13 protein-coding genes and 1 tRNA gene are annotated in these 19098 nt (G+C 52.5%); 9 read left to right on the forward strand and 5 right to left on the reverse strand.

From position 1 onward, the window contains the following. Positions 1–94: 94 nt before the first annotated feature. Together JUJ53_RS05780 and JUJ53_RS05785 are read left to right on the forward strand one after the other, a co-directional pair. Positions 95–577 (forward strand): tRNA (cytidine(34)-2'-O)-methyltransferase, encoded by a 483-nt coding sequence (locus tag JUJ53_RS05780; protein ID WP_204151040.1) that lies wholly within the window; start codon positions 95–97, stop codon positions 575–577. Positions 578–1710: 1133 nt separating this feature from the next. Continuing rightward, complete coding sequence (locus tag JUJ53_RS05785) at positions 1711–3960, forward strand: peptidoglycan DD-metalloendopeptidase family protein (protein WP_204151041.1); 2250 nt, start codon at positions 1711–1713, stop codon at positions 3958–3960. 140 nt (positions 3961–4100) lie between these two features. Here JUJ53_RS05785 and lipA read toward each other — a convergent pair whose 3' ends face one another. Then, positions 4101–4997, reverse strand: coding sequence for a lipoyl synthase (lipA, locus tag JUJ53_RS05790; RefSeq protein WP_204151042.1), 897 nt, complete (start codon positions 4995–4997; stop codon positions 4101–4103). Between the two features lie 303 nt (positions 4998–5300). Between lipA and JUJ53_RS05795 the strand changes: the two genes are divergently transcribed. Beyond that, entirely contained in the window at positions 5301–5876 is a 576-nt protein-coding gene (locus tag JUJ53_RS05795; RefSeq protein ID WP_204151043.1) for a J domain-containing protein, read from the forward strand. A 2-nt stretch (positions 5877–5878) separates the two neighbouring features. After that, positions 5879–6907, forward strand: coding sequence for a hypothetical protein (locus tag JUJ53_RS05800; RefSeq protein WP_204151044.1), 1029 nt, complete (start codon positions 5879–5881; stop codon positions 6905–6907). 160 nt (positions 6908–7067) lie between these two features. On the opposite strand, the gene JUJ53_RS05805 is transcribed toward JUJ53_RS05800, so the two are convergent. Continuing rightward, positions 7068–9299, reverse strand: coding sequence for an amino acid permease (locus tag JUJ53_RS05805; protein ID WP_204151045.1), 2232 nt, complete (start codon positions 9297–9299; stop codon positions 7068–7070). A 384-nt stretch (positions 9300–9683) separates the two neighbouring features. Here JUJ53_RS05805 and JUJ53_RS05810 point away from each other — a divergent pair, with 384 nt between their 5' ends. Beyond that, a complete protein-coding gene (locus JUJ53_RS05810; protein WP_343327895.1) occupies positions 9684–10724 on the forward strand; it encodes an HNH endonuclease in 1041 nt (346 codons plus the stop codon). Positions 10725–10776: 52 nt separating this feature from the next. Here the strand turns inward: JUJ53_RS05810 and JUJ53_RS05815 are convergent. Next, a tRNA-Arg gene (locus JUJ53_RS05815) sits at positions 10777–10850 on the reverse strand. 49 nt (positions 10851–10899) lie between these two features. Beyond that, on the reverse strand, positions 10900–11988 hold the full coding sequence (locus JUJ53_RS05820) for a tocopherol cyclase family protein (RefSeq protein ID WP_204151046.1): 1089 nt from the start codon (positions 11986–11988) through the stop codon (positions 10900–10902). A gap of 110 nt (positions 11989–12098) precedes the next feature. Here JUJ53_RS05820 and JUJ53_RS05825 point away from each other — a divergent pair, with 110 nt between their 5' ends. The 4 genes from JUJ53_RS05825 to JUJ53_RS05840 all read left to right on the forward strand — a co-directional run bounded on the left by JUJ53_RS05825 (position 12099) and on the right by JUJ53_RS05840 (position 16452). Next, positions 12099–14036 carry a serine/threonine-protein kinase gene (locus JUJ53_RS05825; protein WP_204151047.1) on the forward strand — a complete coding sequence of 646 codons (1938 nt, stop codon included), beginning with the start codon at positions 12099–12101 and terminating at the stop codon, positions 14034–14036. 92 nt (positions 14037–14128) lie between these two features. Further along, positions 14129–14629, forward strand: coding sequence for a hypothetical protein (locus JUJ53_RS05830; RefSeq protein ID WP_204151048.1), 501 nt, complete (start codon positions 14129–14131; stop codon positions 14627–14629). 156 nt (positions 14630–14785) lie between these two features. Continuing rightward, positions 14786–16117: a recombinase family protein gene (locus JUJ53_RS05835; RefSeq protein ID WP_204151049.1), complete on the forward strand. Its 1332-nt coding sequence runs from the start codon at positions 14786–14788 to the stop codon at positions 16115–16117. A 128-nt stretch (positions 16118–16245) separates the two neighbouring features. Beyond that, positions 16246–16452 carry a hypothetical protein gene (locus tag JUJ53_RS05840; protein ID WP_204151050.1) on the forward strand — a complete coding sequence of 69 codons (207 nt, stop codon included), beginning with the start codon at positions 16246–16248 and terminating at the stop codon, positions 16450–16452. Here JUJ53_RS05840 and gghA read toward each other — a convergent pair. Beyond that, positions 16408–18954, reverse strand: a complete 2547-nt coding sequence (gghA, locus tag JUJ53_RS05845) for a glucosylglycerol hydrolase (RefSeq protein ID WP_204151051.1) — start codon at positions 18952–18954, stop codon at positions 16408–16410. The genes JUJ53_RS05840 and gghA overlap by 45 nt on opposite strands. Positions 18955–19098: the final 144 nt, after the last annotated feature.

A 19098-nucleotide genomic window follows, 5' to 3' on the forward strand; every position in this document is an offset into this window, starting at 1 on the left:
TGGCATTGAACTCACCTGCCCTCAAGGCGATCGAGGGCTGCAATGGATGTTGAAATGTTGCTGATTCATAAGATAAACAAATATATCTTGTTCTATGCCTCGTATTGTTCTAGTCCATCCCCAAATTCCACCCAACACAGGCAACATTGCCCGCACCTGTGCGGCAACCGAGACGGAGCTGCATCTTGTCGGGCCCCTCGGATTTGAGATTAGCGATCGCCAGCTTAAGCGAGCTGGGTTGGACTATTGGCCCTATGTCAACGTGACCTACCACGAGTCCCTAGAACAATTTCAGCAGTATCACCAGCAGCAAGGTGGACGTTGGGTCGGCTTTAGCGTGTCGGGCTCTGTAAGCTATGCCCGCTTTCAATTTGCGGCGGATGATTGGCTGCTGTTTGGCTGTGAAACCGCGGGTTTGCCATCGGATGTGCTGGATGCCTGTGACGCTAGGGTGCATATTCCGATGTCGCAACCCCATGTGCGTAGCCTCAACCTGTCGGTGAGCGTGGCGATTGGATTATTTGAAGCTCGTCGGCAACTTGATTTGCTCCACGCAAAGCCCCATGTCCGACTATAAGATGGTTGGATGGCGATCGCTGTAAGGCTTTGTAGAAAAGCACTAGAGCCCTACATTTAAATTTATTCATAGACCGAGGCCCTGAGAACCTCCGGACAAGACGGTTGCATCGTGAAAAGGTCACTAGGTTTTAAGCGCCTAGGGTTGAAGGTGATCAGGCACGATCGCAGGCGCGTCACGTTCAACCTCAGGGACGAGGATCAGGGCGTATCAAACTCAAATCCTGATGTTGGAAACGTCAGGCTGGGTTTTTGATGGGGCCAGCAGGGCTCTCAGACCCAACAGCAGGCGATCGCGTTTTGCTAAATGGGTCTTAGATCTTGTCCGTTGCCTAGACTACATTCAAAGATCTTTTGCGATAAGAAATCTCTATATTGCACTCGATTTGAGGCAGCAGATCAAGATTAAATGCGCCTTGGGGCATTTTATGATCAACCAATCCCACATTTAAATTCGATAGCATCTAGGATTTTTAGGGTATGTTAAAGCAATCAACAGATCTATTCCTTATGGATGAGGATTAAGCTCATAAGCTACTCTGTTCTGTTGCCCAAACCCTGCATTCAGTCTAATGACTTAAGTCATCGTTGTGAATGAACTTTCTTAAGGTCTCTAGCGCCTAATCCCTAGAACAAAAATTAGTGAACTAGCTGTAGAACCACCGATATACAAGGGCTTGAGTCGCTTGATTCATGCACTCAGTCGTGGTTTATCGTTGTCATTCCAAACCCAATGGATGTTTGGCTTTATGGGGTGTGTAGTGGATCCGTGCAGAAAAACGATGAATGATGTGTTGGCAAAAACGCCACATAATCATGCCTAAAATTGCAGAAAGTGTCTCACAGAGAGCATTCACGCGACTTCTTTTTGCAGCTATCGTTACCATTTCCCACGGTTCTATCGACTCAGGTTTTCTGATGCATTAGTTTTACTTAAGCCTACACAGCCTTGAATTTTTGTTGGACTAGTGTAAGCTTGTCTAAGCCATAGAAGCAAGGTAATCTTACCTAGGCATGTAGTTTGATTGGTGACCCTGCTCTCATTCTCAGTGTGATCCAAGTCATAGAAGGGCTAGATTGCATCGGCTGAGTCACTCAAAGACAGTTGAACGCTGGTCATTAGGAGGTCGTTCTTTGAAACGAGCATTTCCGCAGAAGGTTAAGCCTCTGCCTAGTTCGCTTTCCGTTGATATTAATGCGATCGGGCAGAATCAAAAGGCTTCTGTCAGCGGTAGCCGTAGGTCTCGCACCTCTGCCGCGATGCTAGGGCTAGCACTCTCCATGGGTGCGTCCAGTATTTTATTACCCCGCCATGGAGATGAAGCAGCGGCGGCTGAACCCAAGCCGGCGGAATCAACCACCGCAGCCGCTTCCCCATCATCCCAGGACATGAAGTCCAACGCTGGGGCAGACGAAGCTAATCGTTCCGTTTTTCGTGCTGATGAGATATTTGCAGAGCACGTTGTCCGGGAAGGGCAAACACTCTGGCAAATTTCGAGCTTGTATCAGGTAGACCTCAGTCTGATCACAGCGGCTAATGGGCTAACTCCCAACGCAACGCTGTATGTCGGGCAAGTTGTGCGCGTTCCGGGCGTGGAAGTAGCGATCGCTGCTCCTAGCACCATTGGATTGAGCGAGTCATCTCGCTTGAGCCAAGCGTCATCTATCCCGGTCGTTCCCCCTGCTGTTCGGGTATCCAGTCAGTTTAATGATGCCAGTGAACAGGATCGTCAATTGAAGGCTGAGCAAGACGAGGCGCTTCGCTTGCTTCAACAAAAGCGAGAGCAGCTCCGCACCAGCCTGGAAAGCCTATCCAGCCTTCCAGCTCCCGAGAGAACCTCTGTCACAGCCGGAGAGCAGCTTCCAGACCTAGTAGCAACGGCCCCTGGAACCTTGCCCCGCTCGCAGACGTTTGGGATTAACGATATTAAGTTAGACGCTCCCTCTGAGGTGAGCCAAGAGAGCAAATTAGATGAGCAACTGCCCGTCTCGATCGCCTCTTTGCCATCAGGTCAGACTGATCTGACAGACTCCCTCGATCTAGGGCTGACGAATCCAGAACCTAGTACGGCGATTTCTTTCAACTCTGGGCCGATGATTCCTACGTCAAACGGTCAAGCGTCTGACGTCATCATGCCTAACATGAATGTCACCCATGAAGTGGCCCCCGGCGACACCATTGCCAGCCTTGCAAGGGCTTACAATGTTACGCCAGACACGCTGGTCACGGAAAATCGCATTGCCAATCCAAACTTTATTTTGGTTGGGCAAGTTCTAACTATTCCAACCCCTTCTTCCTCCTCGGTGACGTTGAGCGAAGAGCCTGTCTCCTTGATTGCAGCGGCTCCGACAACACCGGTGTTTTCCAACCCATCGACCTCAAGCCGTTCTTTGTCGGTGAGCGACGAGTTCCAGCTTGACTTGGGTCAGCCTCAACGTTCATCGAGCGATTCCCTGCAGCTAGACCTACCTGCAGCCTTGCCAGGAGCAGAGGCACTCATCGTAGCGGATGAACAGGCTGAAACGATCGCTGCTGTTCCTAGTGAAACGGAAATGGCTTCCCAGCCTATGGAATTTTCGATTCCGCCCACAGCACAGTCTCCGTCCTATTTGGATCAACTGTTGAGTGACGTGGTTTCGTTGCGAGAGCAGTCCCTTGGTGGACAGAACAGCACCACCGTTGCAACACCCTCAATCCAGACCGAGGATGTGGCGTCAGAACCGGCTGAGTCAGATGAGTTAACCCTCGCTGCTCGCTCGGTAAACCTGAGTTCGCCTGAGTTTCAGCTTGAACCCGTGACGACCGAACAACGTCCTCGGGTGCCGGAAGACGCTGAAGTATCTGATTCTGATTCTACTCCTGAACCAGATTTGGTGGCTGTGGCACCTCTAGGTGCTGAGAACTATAGCCCGTTGATCGAACCTATCACGGGACGGATGGTTTCTCCTGAACTGCCTCCTTTGTCTAGTTCAGATCGTTTCCTGCCTAGCGGAACGGAAGTCTTCAACGGCTATATTTGGCCATCTACCGGAGTGCTGACCTCTGGTTATGGCTATCGTTGGGGACGGATGCACCAGGGAATTGACATTGGCGCTCCCGTTGGCACCCCGATCGTGGCTGCTGCGCCTGGTGTTGTAGAATTCTCCGGTTGGAACTCGGGTGGCTATGGCAACATGGTGGAAATCCGTCATGCCGATGGCAGTATGACCCGCTATGCCCACAATAATCGCAACCTAGTTCAGTCTGGGCAGAGCGTGGAGCAAGGGCAGCAAATTGCGGAAATGGGCAGCACGGGCTATAGCACCGGCCCCCACCTCCACTTTGAGGTTCACCTACCTAGCGAAGGAACGGTTAACCCCATGGCATACCTATCTGGTCAATAGGTCATAGATACCATAGCTCTCCCATCATTCTCGTTCTTGACTGGACGAGCATAGCGACAGGAGAGATATAACTAAACCGCTCAGCCTTGATCAAGGCTGGGCGGTTTTATGTAGGGCTGATGCTTGGGGTGGCTCGATGATTAGGAGGGAGCTTGTCCGGCATGGTAGGAACTGCGCACGAGGGGCCCAGATCGGACATGGGAAAAACCTAGATCACGGGCGATCGCTCCCAATCGATCAAACTCTTCCGGCGGCCAATAATGTTGCACGGGCAGATGGGCGAGGGAGGGCCGCAGATATTGCCCAAGGGTGAGGCGATCGCATCCAACCTCTCGCAAATCGTGCAAGGCTTCAATAATTTCTGCTTCGGTTTCCCCTAGCCCTAACATTAGCCCTGACTTGGTGGGCATCGTGGCATCCATGGCTTTGACCTGGGCCAAGACCCGCAGCGATCGCTCATAGTTGGCCCCTCGCCGCACGGGGCCCTGTAAGCGCCGCACCGTTTCTAGATTATGGTTGTAGCAAGCTGGCTGAGCTTGGACAACGGTGGCAATGCGTTGCTGTTGGGCATCAGCTCCCCCTGTCCCGCCCCAAAAATCAGGTGTCAACACTTCAATCTGGGTTTTGGGATTGAGGTGGCGCACGGCGGCCATGGTTTGGGCAAACCAACCTGCACCTTGATCGGGTAGGTCATCCCGCGCGACGGAGGTGAGCACCACATACTGTAAGCCCAAAAGCTGCACAGACTCGGCTACTTTTTGAGGCTCTTGGGGATCGAGGGGCATGGGGGCATGACCCTTATCGACTTGACAAAAGCTACAGGCGCGGGTGCAGGTGGGGCCCATTAATAAAAAGGTGGCGGTGCCCTGGGCGTAGCATTCGCCTCGATTCGGACAGCGCCCTTCTTCACAAATGGTGTGGATGCCGCGCTGTTTAATGATGCGCTGCACGGTGGATAGTTCGCTAGCCCGACCCAGGGGCGATCGCAGCCAGGCTGGCATGGGAGTAAGCGGCGGAGAGGCAGGCTTTGAATTCATTCCAGTCGGATCTGTAGGGTGCCTACATTTTATCGAGGAATGCTGGAGTTTGCTTGGGTTCTGTAGACCTTGAATTCATACGTGTCACAGAATTCTACGTTTCTGATTACGTTTGATAGCCTGAACCTTGGTGCGGGTACTCTACTGAAAGGGGTTAGTTTCTCTGTCCTATGCAATCGACAACTGTATAGGTGCAACAGGGACACCCATCCGACACAACTTGCCTTTTTACGGTTTGTGTCAATCTCAGACTAGATGACGCCATTAACTCAGTCCCCCTATTTCTCCATCAAAGGGTTTCCTATGACAACTCAGCCCCTAGCATCTCAGGTTCAAGCTGAGATTACCCGTCTATCGCAACTTCATAATGTTGAACCTAATGTTTTCCAAGAGTTTGCCCTTCTAGTTCTTGCCTCAACAACATCGCCGAAGAAAGCTACTAAATCTAAACCTAAAGCTAAGAAAATCAAAGCTCTTACCTTGCCACAGCTTAAAGCGGCTGTCCTGGGTTATTTCGAGGCTAAGGATGCCAAGGCTATGCAGCGATCGGGAACCTATAAAATGGCAACCGATGGCATGGAATCCCTGAATTTTTCTTATAAAGCATCCTGGGAAGTCCTATACCGTAAATTTATTGGTGTCTTGCCCAATGAACGAGATCAGGAAGGATACGGATGTATTAACGGTATCAATATCTTTGAATATTCCAGACCTTGGGATACCTTTGGACTAAATCCAAAATCTGCAACCACAGATGATATTAAGCAATCCTATCGATCGTTGAGCAAGATTTATCATCCTGATACTCCAGAAACTGGCGATGCTAAAATATTCGATCGCCTAAACACATTGTATAGAAGTATTTGTGCAGAGGCGTAGATATGGCAAAAGACACATCGAAATTTACGATTCGGGTCGATCAATTAGCTGAAGCCTTGGAGATCAGTCTCGATCGCCTGGTTGAAATTATCGATTTTTTCGACTCTGATCCAGATGATGAGTGGCAATTGAAAGAAAATGACCACTTCATCTTCTTAAATAAGAAACAAAATGAGCGTATCTTCTCTCAGATTGGTGCGTTCGCGATCGCTAAATACATGGACTCCCAAGACACACCGAGTATTTGGGAGAGAATTCGTGAATTTTTAACACGCCATAAGGAAAAGCTTCGGCAGGCGTTTATCAATCGCAAGATCCATGAAAATTGCAGCTCTTTGACGGTTAGAAATAACCGCCACTTTTTATCAAAGAAAGATGTCGTTAATATTCTATGCACAAGCTATCCAAGGATAAACCAAGCATTCGATGCTATTAGGCGATCTGATCGCCCCCTGATTATTGGTGAAGATTTTGATGACATTGATGGCGTTCGCTACTATTCTCTCAATGGATTTAGTCGATTAAGCCGCGAGTTAGCCACAACTCTGACGATGAAAGACCGGCGGGAGTGGTGCGATGCAGTGGAGGTCGTGGGCAAGAAAACTCTCAGGCGGATAGTGGATGAACTTGAGGGGCGGAAGCAAGCGATCCAACGAGTGAAAGATCGTGCCAAAACTAGGGATAAGAGCACTTGCCAGATTACTGGAAGAAAACATACGCCGCATAAAAAAGTGCGTCTTGCAGCTCATCACATGTTTTCTGAATCCCACTATCCTCATCTAGCGACTAGTATTGATAACTTGATTACGATGGATGAGGATATCCACCAAGAGTTTCATTCGTGGATGGGTAATACAAAAGTAGCCTGTACGATTGATCATCTGATTACATTTGTCTGCGAGCGCTACCCGGAATGCGATGAGGCGATCGATAAGCTTTATGCGGCCAAGAAAATATTGGGCCATCAAACTCCCAAAGGGTCTGAGGGACAGGCACAGCTTAAGGGAAAAGCAGATGATCAGGCTGCTTAGCTTTGGTGAGCCTTGTCCTGTTATCAGCTAAAAAAACGCCCCGGTAGTTCATAGAATGTGCCTGTGAGTAGTGATCTTGAACTATCGGGGAAAGTCAGACAGCCGACGTTTTTTGAGCCTCTGCCATGGTGGAGTAGGATGTAAAAAAGGAGATAGGCAGCTAGCCTTCGCTGAGTACTTCAGTAAAGGCAAACTTGCCTGAAGCTAAGACAAATACTGTAGTGGGCAGATTAGCCGTGCGCTGCTGTAAGTTGGCATAGTACTCTGGATAGTCAGCAACGGCATCAGGAGATGCTATGCCTAGAAAAATCAGGTCGGCTAAAGCTGATGACTCGTGAAGCACCTCGTCGAAAGAACGACCATTGGCGACCAGGATCTCTGATAGAGCCGAAATCCGCATATCTTGCACAAGCCTGCGGATATTCTGCTGGGCAGACTTCGCTGCTGTATCATCCTGCACCATCAACTTCAGGCAAATGTCTACATTGCGCCACGCGATCGTCCTACTCAGCAGGTCAGCCAGCAGCAGCATCAACCCACCGTTAGCCTGCATCCCTCCCCACCACACATCAATGCGCTGACGGCGGCCAAACCCATCTTTATTTTCTCGCAGAATAATAACGTTGCGATTGCCCTTGTGGGTCTGGGCAATGAGATTACAGTAGCTGGCCCGTCGTGACGGGTTTTCGCTGTCTCCAAGCACAATGGTATTGGGTACAAGGGGGCCAATGCCATAGGTTTCAATCAGTTGAACGGCACCCTCAAAGGGATCTGAGGCTGTGGTGAGGCGCACTAAGGCGCGGATGCCCCGCCGCTCTAGGTAGTCGCGGATGGTGGCTTCCATGGTCGCCTGCTGCCCCACGTCGCGGGAACCGCTGGGTAAGACACTCGATATGGTCACGAGGCCTCGATTGTGGGTAAGGGCATCGGCTAGCTCGACCAACGACCAGCGGCGAGACGGGGAGCCGGAAAGGGCGAGAATGTGGGGCCGCCAGTTCTTAGGATCATCAGTGTGATCGAGCTGCAAAATGCCCGTCCGCAGGAGCGCCATCCACATACCCCGGCGAGCATCTCCCCAGGTGGCTTCCAGCTCCCGCCGCTGCAGCCAAAAGAAAATGCTGAGGGCGATCGCTGCCGCAACGACCGTGGCAACGGCATTAATTAAAAACATGACCGACAAACAGCCCACCGCTCCAAGGAGCGACAGGAACCAGGGAACACGGAAGGTAGGACGATAGGAAGGGCTTTGCAGGAAGCCTTCAATGCCAGCGGAGATGTTGAGGACCAGGTAAGTTGTGAGGAAAAACATCGTGAGCACAGGGGCGATCAGGTTAAGATCGCCAATGCAAACGGCTGCTGCGGAGACAAATAACGTCACCGCTGTACCAATGCGGGGCTCATCTTGACGACCGCTACCCGTACCCAGAATTTTCAGGGCGCGCGGCAGGACGCCGTCCCGCGCTAGGGCTTGCAGGACACGGGGGGCTCCCATAATGCTGCCAATGGCGCTGGATAAGGTTGCTCCCCAGACACCTAACAAAATGGCAGGGCTCCAAAAGGAGAGCTGCTGCATGATCAACGGTTCATCGATCAGGTTGGCGGTATCGGCTCGATAGGCAAGCAGCAGCGGCAATACCATATAAATGACGTACCCTACGCCCACGGCGGCTAGAGTGCCGCTAGGCAAGGCTTGGGTAGGATTCTTTAAGTCCCCAGACATATTAACGCCAGCCATAATGCCGGTCACTGCTGGAAAAAATACGGCAAACACAGCCCAGAAACTCTGGGTCGTTTCAGGAACGGCCCAAAGTTGCGGTTCTATGTTAGGCAGCGATGGCCCAAAGATTAGAGAGATCAACGATAGGGCGATCGCCCCCATGATGAAGTACTGCGCTCGAATGGCTAGCTCGGCGGAGGTGAGGGCCAAGATGGCAACGGCGAGGGTGGTTAGCAACGCAACCACAATCTGATTGAGCCACGGAAACACTGCTGAGAGGCTTTCAGCAAAGCCCAGGGTGTAGAGCGCCACGGAGAAGGCTTGGGCAAAGTATAGGGGGATGCCTACTGCTCCTCCTGTTTCAATGCCTAGGGAACGACTAATCATATAGTAGGCTCCACCCACGCGAACGACTCTGTCAGTGGCGATCGCACAGACGGACAGGGCGGTCAAAAACGTGATGGAGGTAGAGAGCGTCACAATAATCAGGGTGCCGAGCAGCCCTACATTGCCTACCACCCAGCCAAATCGGAGGTACATAATTACCCCCAAAATGGTCAAAATTGAGGGGGTAAACACGCCGCCAAAGGCTCCTAGCCCTTGGGGTTCCTTCGATGAAGGATCGGGTGGCAGACTAGAGTCGGGTTTGGGAGACTGGCCAAAGGGTAGCTTCATGGAAAAACGTCAAGTAAGTAACAGAAACGTGGACAACATTGGCCTTAGGCACTGCTACCTAGGGTGAAGACCAATGAAGGGTGTCAGGCCCATTTAAGCGCACTCTTCCAGACATCTCCACCTAAATGGCAACGGGTGCATTGTATTGTTAAGCGATCGCCACACGCCACATCTAGCCCCTTTGAGTGTTGGTGTTGTTGAATTGTAGGATGACTCTCCAAATGTTTGAAGGAGGTTTCAGTGCTTCCCATTCAAGGTTCATACCCTGATTCAGCAACACGGAAAGAGCCAGTAGGAACTCACGCAAAAAAATGGGAATACTACAAACTATCAAGCCCTTGCCAAACATGTTTGAATGCCAGTTGAATTTCAGGAGTTAAAGACGTGCAACGTGCTAACAGCATTGATGAAGTGGTTTTTGAGGAAAACGATACCCAAATCTTCAATATTCCTGATACCAAAACTAAACTGTCAACCCTACAAAACTATTTTTTCCCTCGATTGGAAATTTTGCTACGTCATACCCTTGATATTGTGGCACAAGTATATAAAGTGAATCCATACGAAAGAATGACCTTTGTCTACTGCCCAAGTCATAGAGATAAAGCGAAGGAGAATCAAGACTTCGGAATAGTTCACATTGGAGTCGCTGCAAAACGAGGTAAGAAACCACTTGAAATTATCAAGAGAAATGGACAGCCTTTTTTCTTTCATCCAACTTATCTGACGTTCAAAGTGCTACCTAACGGAACAATTCACGCTGAGTTGCTACCGTTCCGACAAGGAGTTGATGATGCTTATGTAGAAAAGATTTCAGCCATTATTAGAAAGCATAGCAATAGGTTGCTACCTTTGTTGTCGTTAGCTCACATTTCCCATAGAACTTATAATCGTTCTTCTGAATTTTTACCTTTATATCAAGCAATATCACCTGCGGAAATTGGGAGTGACGGCATCAGGCTTGTATCACCCAAATACTACTTTCCTGTGAATTCAGATCGTGGCTTCTATGAATTAACGGTTGCGTTCACACTCCTATATGCATTAGCAGAATCATTTATTTGTATCGGCGAAGGGCAAGAGCCTAAGCTTAGGACAAGACTTCGACAGTTTAGGAGATGGTATGTCCGCATTGGCAATGATGAGAAAAACGTAGAAGAAAAGCAAGAGAGTCTGGAATTTTTAGAACTATCTGAGCTTAATAGTTATTCTTTTGTGAGAGCAGGTAAATGGTGGGCAGTACTGGCTAGAGATAAATGGAAATGTCTTAGCTGTGGTAGATCGGCACGAGAAGACGGAGTTTCATTGGAAGTTGATCACATCATTCCTCGGTCAAAAGGTGGTTCTGATGAAATGACTAATCTACAGACTCTTTGCAAGAAATGTAACATTGGCAAAAGCAATAAGGACAGTACGAGGTTATGAGTGCGATCGCTCCCCTGGTAAAATGCATGGGAACGCCATCAAACATCAGAAACGGGACTGGCGCGATTCGAACGCGCGACCTACCGCTTAGGAGGCGGTTGCTCTATCCTGCTGAGCTACAGCCCCAGGGTTACCGCCCATCATAGCAGTAACCTTGGCTGACCATGAAGGCCTCCTAAGGATGCGATCGCCACACCTGATCCCAGGGCCCACCCCCCACTTCTAGACCGCCCTGGTGACTCGTGGCTTGCACCATCAAGCGATCGCCCTCCCATAGGCGTAGGTCTATCCAGCCATGCATTGTATCGCGACAGACGGGAATCATGCCATCGAGGGTGGGGGCACGGAGGACGGTGCCGGGGCGATCGCTCTTGCCGTGGAGTTCCACCCGGAAGCGATCGCGGGTGGCGGTCATGCGCCAGCTTCCCCAGGGCTGGATCTCCCAGGTGACCTGCGCATTCCAGGGCACAAATTCGTAAAAGATGCCGCCATGGTGAATGCCAATCATCGCCACGGATTCCATCCAGCCGAGGATGCTCCGCCGTCCACCGCCAGCCGTGAGGGCCAGATCGGGTTCATCCTCAAAGGTGTTGCAGTTCAGCCAAAACCATTTCTCTGGAAATGCACCGCCCCAATTTTTTTCGGCATAGGCGGGGGCATCTTGGAAAGAGTAGCGATCGCCCTGCCAATCAATCCAGCCACTGGCCAGACCATGGGCCATGAGGATTTGCCAACCGGGTTCAAAAATTTGCAGTTGGGAGAGCCAGCCGGCCGTAGATTGCTGGGGTTGATCGACATTGCCCCAGCCGTAGATGGGCTGAATCTGGTAGTGCCAGGTGCAGGTACCCATGACTGGATCGCTGAGCTTGCCTTGGTGCTCTGTGGCGGTGCCTTGGTAACCTTCTTGAATGGTGCGATGGAAGTGATCGGATTCTAGGAGACTTGGGCGGGGTGGGTGCTGGGGATGCGATCGCCAATGACCTAACCCGAGGGCATGGGGCCAGGCCCAAAATTGGGAAACATCGGGGAAGGTGCGGCAGAGGTAGCCATCGTTGGGGCCAAGCACCTGGGCGACGCCGCCGCTATGGCGCTGACCGCCTGCTGGATCTTCGATGGAATACATGAACGCGAAGGTTTGCTGCACCTCCGGCAGGGTGACGCGGTAGTACCAACCTTCAAAAAAACGGCGATCGCTGCCATCCCAGTGGTAACCACTGTGAGGAGTGGACAAAGAATGGGGAAAATAGAGGAAAGACCTTACCATAATCTTGACGGGGTGCCGGTGGGACAACGGGAGGGCAATTCCCTTTCTTCATGGTGCCACGGTTCATCGATGGATGCTCTTCGCGGGCTGATGGTTTGGCTACCTGTCCCTTGCCTGTTCCTTTTCAACGGCGATCGCCGCTCCGGTCTACACTTATGAGCTATTGCCTCAACCCCCTATGCCTATCGCCGCAAAATTTGGCTGAAGCGCAGTTCTGCCAAAGCTGCGGTATGCGCCTGCAGGTGAACAATCGCTATCGGGCGATTCGTCCCTTGGGGCATGGGGGATTTGGCAAAACCTACCTAGCGGTGGATGAACATATTCCATCTCGACCGCCCTGTGTGATCAAGCAATTTTTTCCGGGCAATCTATCGGGCGATCGCTTAGACAAGGCCACCCACCTGTTCCACGAAGAAGCCAACCGCCTCGATCATCTATCACCCCATCCCCAAATTCCTCACCTCCTGGCCCACTTTTCGGAAGATCGCTACCACTACCTGGTGCAGTCCTTTGTGGATGGTCAAACCCTAGAGCAAGAGGTTGCCCAGTCGGGGCCGTTCACCGAGGCGCAGATTCGGCATGTGCTGGGTGATCTTTTGCCTGTGCTGGCCTTCATCCATCAGGCCCAGGTGATCCACCGCGATATCAAGCCCGCCAATATCATTCGACGGCGATCGGATCGTCAGTTGGTGTTGGTGGACTTTGGGGCGGCTAAGCTTACCAGCGCTGCGGCACTGCAGCAAACTGGGACGGTGATTGGCAGTGCGGGCTATGCAGCGCCGGAGCAAACCGGCGGCAAGGCGGTGTTTGCTAGCGATCTCTATAGTCTAGGCGTCACCTGCATTCATCTGTTGACCGATGTGCCTCCCTTTGATCTCTATTCCTTCACCGAAGGGGCCTGGATCTGGCGCGACTATCTGCGCAGTCCTATTCATAGTGAGCTAGGCCTGTTGCTGGATCGTTTGCTGCAGCCGGCCATCAGTCAGCGCTATCAGTCTGCCCAAGAAGCGATCGCTGCCCTGCGCTATGTGAATACGCTGCCGGATATGGGGGAAGAAGCCGTCCTTGGCCCCAAACTGCCGCCCCCACCGCCGCCCTCTCGACATTCCACTACCCAACTGCCTGACATCCAGCCGACAATGCCCCTGGCTTGGCGCTGTGTCTATACCTTGGAGGGTCATGCCAACTCCGTGGCCGCGATCGCCACCAGTCCCAATGGCAAGCTCTTTGCCAGCGGCAGCTTCGACCGCACCATTAAGCTATGGCATTTGGGCACCGGTGCCTTGGTGAGCACCTTTGAAGGACATCTATCGCCGGTGCTGTCGGTGGTGTTTAGCCTAGATGGCCGCTCCTTGATTAGCGGCAGTGTAGACGACTCCATTCGCCTATGGGACGTGGCTACGGGGCAGCAGTCGTCCACCCTCACGGATACGGCGGCCTCGGTGATGGCGCTGTCGGTGGAAATCAGTCCCGATGGTCAAGCCTTGGTGAGCGGCAGTGATGACCATACGGTGAAAGTTTGGCATTTGCAAACCGGTCGCTTGTTGCGCAGTATTCGCCATCCCCGAGCGGTGTCAGCGGTAGACATTAGCCCCGACGGCAAGATTCTGGTGAGCGGCAGTAATGACAATATTATCTGGCTGTGGAATTTCAGTACGGGTGAACTGATGCACAAACTCACGGATCACCAGCGGGATATTAATTCCCTGGCGATTAGCCCCGATAGCAAGATGTTGGCCAGCGGCAGCAGTGACAATACCATTAAGCTTTGGGATTTGCGCAAAGGGCGACTGTGGCGAACGCTCACCGGGCATCTAGACTGGGTGCGGGTGGTCTGCATCAGTCCCGATGGCCGTACCTTGGCCAGCGGCGGCGATGACTGCACCATTAAGCTTTGGGATCTAAAAACTGGGCGGCTGCGCCATACCTTAGCGGGCTACTGTCATGGTCATCAAAAGGGCGTCAATGCCCTAGCGTTTAGCCGCGATAATCGTACCTTGATCAGCGGTAGTGGCGATCGCACCATCAAAATCTGGCGCTATCAGTAGGCGATTTCAGCAACCGATCTGAATTCCCTAGTTTCGCGGTTGTAGTCTTGAGGAGATATCGATATTGTGAGTCCGTTGAGATCTTGCCTATCATGACCATTGAAGCGTTTTACGTCCAGCTTGCAGACTTGCGCATTCCCATTGCCGTGCTGGTGTTTGCGGCCCCCTGGATCACCTATTTACTCTGCGTGGCGATTCCAGGTAAGACAGAAGAGCCTCTGCTGCTCAGCATCAATCTAGGGTTAGCGATCGCTGGCTTTTTATTGTTGATTGGCTATTTATCCTACGCGGTCAATATAGGCGGCTGGCGGCTGGTGGTGACGACGGCGGATCTGCTGCTCTTAGTGTTGCCGCTCTACCACATGCTGGTATCCCTATGGCTGTCGCGACGGCGCTTGCCCCTGCACCTCATCCCAGCCTTTCGTACCTTCCAGGGGTTGATCATGATGGCGGCAGCCTTTTTGTTCTTATCCTGGCTAGGAGCACGGATAAGAATTATCTTTTTCTCCTTTGTGCCATTTTCCACCTTCCTGGTTTTGCTAGCTATTGTGGTGGGCATTGGCTATGCTGGATATCGCAAAATCACCGACTAATATCAAGTCTTCAAAATGTTGCTTCTTCTAAATGTCGCTACATCGTTTAAGACGCCTCCAAGTCCCTCGCTCTCTGGAAGAGGGATTTAGGGTGAAGGTAACATGTAGCGGGCTATCCAAGAATTGCTATAACTTGCAGGGTACTGAGATCAATCTATGGTGACGGCGGCCTATTGCTATGGCGATCCCTATCTAGACTCGGCAGAGCAGCCCGATTGGCCCTGCCCCATTGATCGTCTCTATCAAGACTGGGGCGATCGCCTGCAGCTTGATCAATTATTCACCGATTGCCGCGCCGGTTTAATCACGTCAATTCTGGTGCGCCGTTTGGGAGAGTTAGGGGATTCTTTATCTGAAGTGAGCGATCGCCTCGTTGTGCTAGAACAGTTGGGGATTCCCCTCACGCCCCTAGACGATGATCAGCCTCATCCGGATAGCCTAGAGCGATCGCAGATGATCGACCTCTTTCGTCAGCTCCAGCAGCAGCAGCGTGGGCGAACGATTCAGCGGGGTCATGCCAAAAATCGGGTGAATGCCCTGCCGCCGCCTGGAAAAGCTCCCTATGGCTACCGGCGCGGCAAGGATCGCTACGTCATTGATCGCAGCACAGCTCCCATTGTCAAAGCCTTGGTGGAACACTTTTTGCTCTACGGCACCCTGCGGGGCAGTGTCCGTCAGATTAATCAACAGTTTGGTAAGAAATTTTCGGTATCCACCGGCCGCCGCTGGCTCACCAGTCCGATCTATCGCGGCGATTTGCAGTACCACACCGGGGATGTAATCTCCGATACCCACGCGCCGCTGATCTCCCGCGATGAAGCAGCCCAAATTGATCGCCTCATGCGTCGCAATCGCCGTTTGCCGCCCAAAACCGCCAGCGCCCCTCGTTCTCTGGCGGGCTTGGTGACCTGTCAGACCTGTCAGTCGGGAATGACCGTGACCCGCGTCAATCGGCGACAGAGCGCTACGGAATACCTCTATCTGCGCCCCATGGCTTGCCCGCGGCTATCGCTCAAGTGCAGCGCCATCGCCTACGGGGAGGTGTTAGACCAGGCTATTCAGCGGATTTGTCAGGATTTACCCAAGGCGATCGCTGCCCTAGAGTTGCCGGATATCGACGGACTGCAGCAGGCGATCGGTGGACAGATTGCCGTGAAGCAAGACATTCTACAGCGCCTACCCACCTTGGTGGAGCAGGGCATTCTTGATGACCAAACCGCTAGTCTGCGCAGCTATACGCTCAAAACCGAACTGTCGGCCCTGCGCGATCGCCAGGCCCAACTGCCGCCTGCCAATCTGAAGGCGATCGCCCAAACCCTGTCGATTCCCCAATTTTGGCATGATCTATCGGAGTCGGAGCGGCGGGTTTATTTTCGAGAGTTCATTGACCAAATCCACCTGATTCGCTCAGAAGAGGATCCCCAATCCTGGAGCCTGGATCTCGACTTCATTTTTCAGTCGCTGTATGGCGATCGCCCTCCTTCTTAGTCCGGACGGCTGTGGATCGTGACGGGTTGCGCTATGGGATCGGCCAGCTCAGCCCGAGCGGTAATCACCCCGTTCTTGCCCAACTCCCCCATAATGAAAACAGAGACAAACCAGGTGGAGAAAACGGCATGGATCGCTCAAAACTAGTTGCGATCGCCACGGGAGCGGTCGCTGTTTTGCTGAGTGTGGCCTATTTATTGATTGTGCAACTGCTCGATTTTCGGGGCGAGATGAAACCCGCCCCGATTACAGAAGAGTCCACCACGCCGGTGGCGATCGTTAGGCTGCCCCTAGTCTCGAATGCGCTCCAGCAGCACCCCTTGGCTATCCTTTAGCTCAAAAAGGCGCAGTTCGTCGGGGTCGCTGTCGTCGAGTTCTAGCCCTGGTGTAGCCAGAGCAATGCGCCATTCGCTGAGATCAAGCTGTAGCCAGTCGCCCAGGGTGACGTCAATAGGTTTGCCGCCCATATGGGTGACCAGCGCCACCTGCTCTAGCTCGTCATCACAGTCTGCACAGGTGCGCAGACCATAGAATACCGTGCGTTGTTTATCGCTAATTCGATTAAAGCGATCGCTGCCGCCGAGGTTTTCCGCTAGCCAGGGATGCTGATGCCGATAGTGTCGCACCTGCAGCCCAAAATGGGTTAAAACCGGATCGACGTCATCCATGTAATGTTTGATATTACAGATGTCGTGGGCATCTTCCATGAAGCCCATGGCGAAGGATTTAAGGGCAGGGACATCCACATGGTTGAGGAAGGGGGCGCGATCGGGATGTTGCAGATCATACATCGCCGATACTTCGCAGTAGTCGGGATTGTCGCCTAGGCAACGTTGACACATGCGCGCCACCGCGTCGAGGTCATAGTCTGTTTTCAGCAAGGCTTCGCTGAGGGCCGTGCAAAAGGTTTTCAGGGCTTTAAGATCCCTAAATCCTAGTGCCTTGAGCCGCAGGAAGGCCCAGGGTTGGTCATACAACTCGGGTTCAATCTGCCAATCCAAAAAGCCCACTTCCTCGGCTGCTACCTTGACGCCGTAGCGATCGTCGGTATTGCGGAAAAACAGCCAGGGAGCCCACATCATGGCGTTGATGAAATCCATGGGCAGCCCTGGACTAAAGCCATAGACCCAGAGTTTCACCGCTGGATTATCGTAGGCATTGCGCAGCACCTGGGGCAGGGTTTTGCCAAGATTCCAGTTGATCTTGGCATCCAGGAGAATTTGGTTACCGCGCCGCACGGTGTCGTGGTTGGCGCAGCCGGTAATCCAATGATCGCCTTGAATTAACACCTCACTCACCCGCTGCCATTTCTTATCCCAAAAGCCTTCTAGGGCTGGGGTATTGTGGGCAAAAATTAAGGGCCCCCATTGATAAGAGGCGGGCTGGAGTTCGATTAAGTCGCGGTAGGTGGAGGTTTCTTCCCACCCTTCTTGGGGCCAAGGACGACCATCTTCAAAAATGGTGAACATCAGGCGCTGACAGCCGTTGATTTCTTGCACCACATCGCTCATGGCTAGGAGATAAGCATCATCCTGTTCCACTAAGCCGGTGAGGGGATTGAACCAACGGAAATCCTGCCCGCCATCCACGCGAATACCGTCGGCTCCGGTGTTAATCTTGCGGCGCTGCATTTCCAGCAAAATAGCCCGTACGGTAGGAAGCTGGTGGTTCAGGTCTTGCCCGTACATATTGGGCCCTTTGAGAAACTGGCGGTTGAGCAATTCCTCGCCTTGGTTGTCGGCATGACCATAGACCAAGTCGTAGATCACCTGAATGGGCCCGGTGGAAAAGGTGTGTAGGGTGGTGATGAAGTCGATCATCTCGTCGGGGCGCAGGCTGCTGAGCAGGGCAGGATTAGTGGCTGCTGAGCCGAGGATGGGAACGTCATAGCCCCAGTTATGGGTGTTGGGTTTGCGCAGGGTGACTTGGCGCTGTTCTTGATCCTTGAAAATGGGATGCTGATCGGTGATCACCTGATCGGAGGTGAGGTCGATGGTCAGGTCGGGTTCATCGGAGTTGGTATTGGAGGCGATCGCAAAAAATTCGTGGGTGAAGTTATCGCCTTCAATACGGTATTCGATGGTAGGTTCGACGGGCAAAAGCTGCACGGCGTCGTAGCCAATGTAGTTCTCTTCTGCGCCGGTGAGCGGTAGCCCTTGGTCTAGCTTGTCGGAAATCTGACGATACAAGTCCGTCAACCCTGCTAGATAGCCGGTGGGGGAGGCGGTGGTGATGTGTAGTTGCAGGATATTACGGGGCGCTGGAACGCGGGGAATGGTGCCTTCTTCGTCACACTGAGAGGTGCGGCGCAGGTAGTCGAGATCGGCGCGCTGCTGCTGGATGGAATCCATGTCGTAGAGTTCCGCAGGCGCAAAGACACCGTAGGGCATGGAAACGGCCAGGGGATCGCGAATAATCCGCAGGTAGTGGTGGGGACTGAGGGCCCGTAGCCAGTAGAACGAGCCGGCCCGATCGCGCCGTCCAGGCTGCATTCCCGCCAACACGCCCCAAATGTATTCTCCCTGCTGCATCAGCGGGATGCGATCGCACTGGAAGCGTACGGTCTGTTCGGGGGCCTGAAAGTCGATGGCATCTAGGGGGGTGAATATTTCTAGAAAAATATCCCGTTCCGACTGGATGACTTCACTGGCGAGTCGCGGTGTCCAGAAGCCAATTTCGGTGAGACCGTCTGGTCGGTAATGGGCTCCCAGTCGCCGTGCCAACTGTTGACTTTTATGAAAATAGGTTTCATCCGAATCGTTAACGGCGATCGCCCAGTCGAGGAGGGCTTGGGTTTCGTCTTCAACTAAAGCAATCTGAGTGGCAGTGGTGACCATGAAGCAAAGTTCTGAAGAATGCGGGTAGCAACGTCTAAAAACTTGGAGCAGCCAATGCCCTTGCCCTGGCACTTCCTAAGTCTAGAACGTTGCTCTTGAGTGTACCCTGCTTGCTCCTATTTGCCCTCTATCCCGTGGGAGATG

The organism is Leptolyngbya sp. CCY15150, from assembly GCF_016888135.1.
In the GTDB taxonomy this organism is placed as follows: domain Bacteria; phylum Cyanobacteriota; class Cyanobacteriia; order RECH01; family RECH01; genus RECH01.